This window comes from Mesorhizobium sp. M1A.F.Ca.IN.022.07.1.1 (genome assembly GCF_003997575.1).
Lineage (GTDB): Bacteria > Pseudomonadota > Alphaproteobacteria > Rhizobiales > Rhizobiaceae > Mesorhizobium.
On the sequence record NZ_RZST01000460.1, the window covers coordinates 1 to 3,753 of the forward strand.

Consider the following 3,753-nt stretch of genomic DNA (forward strand, 5'->3'; position numbering starts at 1 on the left):
GGCTATCTCGCCGATGTCCTCACCAGGATCGTCAACGGCCACCCCAACAGCCAGATCGACGATCTCCTGCCTTGGGTCTACATCAACAAGCTCGAGCTCAAGGCCGTGGCCTGAGAACACCGCTTACTGCCAAAAAGGGCTCAGGCTAGCAAAGAGAGAAATGCGACCCCAGGAACACGAGAAACTGACCGGTGATGAGAGGAATTTTTAATACAGGGCCGCCCTCGCCGCTGTCTTGAATTGGCAGTCCGCGCACGCACGGATGAGCCTTCAGAACCTCCTTCCAGATCGTTGGAAAGTCCGATCCCTTTTCTCTTGCGGAGTTGCACGCGTCGACGAGCCTCGCAACGGTGTTGGTCATTGAGTGGAATTACCTGTGCGCCTTGATTCCGAAACAAATGACCGAGAGCGCCGGCAAGGGATTTGATTTCGATCAAATTCGTTGATCAGCAGCAAACACCGGGCAGCCCGACTAACCTGGCTGCGAGGCAACTGATTGGTATTTGACCGCGATCAACGTCACCGCTCCACGCACGGATCAAACTTATGGTGTTGCAAGCATGCCCCTGAGACAGCGAGGTGAGGAAAATGAGTGATAGCACATTGAGACAAGACATCATCGATGAGCTGGATTTTGAGCCCAGCATCGATTCCGCCGATATCGGCGTGGCCGCCGACAATGGCGTCGTTACGCTGAGCGGACACGTCCCGACCTATGCCCAGAAGCTCAGGGTCGAAGAGGTTGTACGAAGCGTCAAGGGCGTCAAAGCTATCGCCCAGGAGATGGAAGTGCGTCCATTCGGCAGCCATAAGACCGCCGATGACGAGATAGCCAAGCGTGCCGTCAGCACGATCAGCTGGAACACGTCGATTCCAAGCGGCACGGTGCAGATTCAAGTACAGGACGGGTGGGTCAAGCTCACTGGCAAAGTCGAATGGCAATATCAGAAGACCGCGGCGGAAGACGCTATTCGTCATCTCTCAGGCGTGGTAGGCGTCACCAACCATATCGAGATCAAACCGCGGCCGTCGACCTACGACATCAAGAAGCGCATCGAGGATGCGCTGAAGCGCAACGCGGAGCTCGAGGCGCAGGAGATCAAGGTCAACGTCCTCGAAAACGGCGCGGTGCGGCTCGAAGGCCGGGTGCATGCCTGGTCGGAACGCAGGGCTGCCGAGCGTGCCGCCTGGTCCGCGACGGGCGTGAGGGCGGTGGAAGACCGGATCACCATCGGTTGACTTTCCGCCCAAGACAGACCAGCGGAAAGCCCGTTGCAGTCATGCGACACGCACGAAGCGTGCGATCTATTGCGGCAGCAGTCAGGGAATTAGGTTGGTATCAACTCGACATCAGCCGGTTGAGCCAGACCTCGTTGAGCAGGGAGCGGGTAACTCCGCCGAACACCCATTCCCGCAAGCGGCTGTGTCCGTACGCTCCGGATACGATCAACTCGGCATTGACCGAGGCGAGGAAATCAACGAGGCGGTTGCTCTTCGGTCCGCGCCTTGATGCCATGGCCGTCCAGGAAGCTCGCCACGTCCTTGACGCCGTCTCTGATCCAATCATCCGGGTTGCGGTCGACTGCTAGGATGAGACTTCATTGGCGATGGCCATCAGTGGCACCGCGTCTGCCACGGCACGCCTCGCTCACGCGTGTCCTTCCAAGCCACCACGACCTTGCCCGCCGGCAGATGCACCGTGCCATGAGCCGCGACCAAGACAGGTCTGCCGGCGCGCAATACCAAACTGCCCGGATCTGCGGCGGAGTAGGAATCCCCTGTGGATGCGCCCTGAGAGGCGCCGGTGACGATGAGGTCCGCGAGACGCGCACTTTTGGCCAGGGCATGATCCGGATTTTCGATCGCACCACGCCAATCCGTCCTAACCGTTCCGGCGACGGTTTTCTCGAACGCGCCGCGCAGATCTTTGAGCTTCTTCTGAATTTCACCCCTCGATTGTTCCCAAAGCTCGGCTGCAATGGCGGCACCCTCGGGTGCCATCGTCACCGGCAATGGAGCGTCAGCTGCGCAAAACCCAATCAAGCGGGCGTCGAAGCGTTTCGCAAGTTCAATACCGACCCGCGTAAGCGGTTCGATCGGACCGTCGATGCCGAGGTTCAAGAGAATGGATAAAAGTGATGCTCATCAGGGCACGCGAGATTCGAAATGGATCACTTCGCCGTCCACCACGAAGCCGCCGTTTCCAATGTGATGGATTGTCTTTGGTTTTGTCTGTGCAGGATCGATCCAGGCCTTGAGGACTTCCAGCACGAACAGATCGTATCTGCCGACCATGCGCGTATCGACGACACGGCATTCGAGATTCGCGAAGCATTCTGCTACCAGTGGCGCCGACACCCTCTCGGCGGGTAATGGCGTCAGCCAAGCCATTGCGAACTTGTCCGTATCCCGACCAGAGCAGTTGCCAACCTTGACGACCTTATCCGCAAGTCCCACCGCGGGTACCGCAATCACGCACTCCTTTGTCTGGCGCAAGGCGAAGAACGACAGGTCGTTGTTCGACACGATGCAGGCGATCGTTGGCGGCGCAATTTCCACCATCATGTGCCATGACATGGCCATCACGTTCGCGCGGCCCTGGACGGATCTTGTTGTCAGCAAGACAACGGGACCAGGTTCGACGAGCCGATAGACTTCGGCAAGCAGTAGTTCATTCATTCCCGTCCTCGCTGTGCACCCATGCTTGATATTAGACTTGTTGCTGCTGCCCTTCGCCTTGATCAGGGTCAAAGTTGAACAGGATCTCTTTTTGGCGGTGACTGCTCCAGCCTTCATTGCAACTGGATCCGATTGATCACAGCAGGGTCGGGGGAGGCCGCTGCCTGCGGGCCAAATTGGCGTCGGCTCCAGCGATTGGAAGTCAGTTTTCGCGCCCGGTAGGCATAGATAGCAACGGTACGCGATTTGAGCCAAATCAAGGTTCAGCGTATTGGCGCCGTGTATCCGAGGGCGATGAAACGCCGAACTGCATTCAAGATCCTGCCCTTTGCGGCTGCCGTCGCCTTCGCCTTACCTGCATGGGCCGGCGACAATTCGCAGATTGCCTATGGCAGGAGGCTGGTCGAAACAAACTGCGCGCGCTGCCACGCAATTGGCCCGACTGGCGTAAGCGCCCACCCCGACGCTCCGCCATTCCGCTCCCTCCACCGCCGCTATCCGATCGAGGATCTGCAAGAAGCGCTGGCCGAGGGGATCTCCACAGGACACCCGGACATGCCCGAGTTCGTGGCCACCCCTGATCAGGTCGCGGCCATCATCGCCTATATCGGGAGCCTTGATCGATGATGGCAGATCAACCGTCTGCCCGAAAAGACTGGAACCAATTGCGTGCACGTCTGTTCATGGCGGCGATCGTTGTTCTGTCAACATTCTCCGCCGCCAAGGCTGCTGATCCATCTCCTTTCGGCAATGATTTGCCATCGCTGGCTCCAATGCTGGAACGTGTTGTGCCAAGCGTGGTCAGCATTAGTGTCAAGGGAAAGATGACCGGCAGCGCGGATCCGCTTTTGTCGGACCCTTTTTTGCGAAAGTTCTTCGGCCTTCCCGAGCAGCCCTCGCTTTCGGAACGCTCATTTCAGGTGGCGGGATCGGGGGTCATCGTGGATGGCCAAGAGGGCTATGTCCTGACCAACTCTCACCTGCTGGACAATGCCGATGAGATCACAGTGACTTTGCTGGATCGCCGCTCGTTTCCGGCCAAGATCGTTGGCACTGATCCACCAACCGATATTG

General features: G+C 58.3%; 7 protein-coding genes. 4 read left to right on the plus strand and 3 right to left on the minus strand.

The window, feature by feature from the left end; genetic code table 11:
- A partial coding sequence (locus EOA75_RS30285; RefSeq protein WP_164747675.1) for a transposase domain-containing protein occupies nucleotides 1-114 on the plus strand: 114 nt, incomplete at its 5' end.
- Nucleotides 115-588: 474 nt separating this feature from the next.
- Nucleotides 589-1,239, plus strand: coding sequence for a BON domain-containing protein (locus tag EOA75_RS30290; protein ID WP_127325868.1), 651 nt, complete (start codon nucleotides 589-591; stop codon nucleotides 1,237-1,239).
- 100 nt (nucleotides 1,240-1,339) lie between these two features.
- On the opposite strand, the gene EOA75_RS35365 is transcribed toward EOA75_RS30290, so the two are convergent.
- From EOA75_RS35365 to EOA75_RS30300, 3 genes are all read right to left on the minus strand, one after another.
- Nucleotides 1,340-1,516, minus strand: coding sequence for a universal stress protein (locus EOA75_RS35365; RefSeq protein ID WP_245466782.1), 177 nt, complete (start codon nucleotides 1,514-1,516; stop codon nucleotides 1,340-1,342).
- A gap of 98 nt (nucleotides 1,517-1,614) precedes the next feature.
- Nucleotides 1,615-2,121, minus strand: a complete 507-nt coding sequence (locus tag EOA75_RS35370; RefSeq protein ID WP_245466783.1) for a hypothetical protein — start codon at nucleotides 2,119-2,121, stop codon at nucleotides 1,615-1,617.
- Nucleotides 2,122-2,145: 24 nt separating this feature from the next.
- A complete protein-coding gene (locus tag EOA75_RS30300; protein ID WP_127325869.1) occupies nucleotides 2,146-2,679 on the minus strand; it encodes a flavin reductase family protein in 534 nt (177 codons plus the stop codon).
- Between the two features lie 246 nt (nucleotides 2,680-2,925).
- Between EOA75_RS30300 and EOA75_RS30305 the strand changes: the two genes are divergently transcribed.
- Together EOA75_RS30305 and EOA75_RS30310 are read left to right on the plus strand one after the other, a co-directional pair.
- Nucleotides 2,926-3,306 (plus strand): cytochrome c, encoded by a 381-nt coding sequence (locus EOA75_RS30305; RefSeq protein ID WP_245466784.1) that lies wholly within the window; start codon nucleotides 2,926-2,928, stop codon nucleotides 3,304-3,306.
- A partial coding sequence (locus EOA75_RS30310) for a trypsin-like peptidase domain-containing protein (protein ID WP_206517067.1) occupies nucleotides 3,303-3,753 on the plus strand: 451 nt, incomplete at its 3' end. The genes EOA75_RS30305 and EOA75_RS30310, both read left to right, overlap by 4 nt.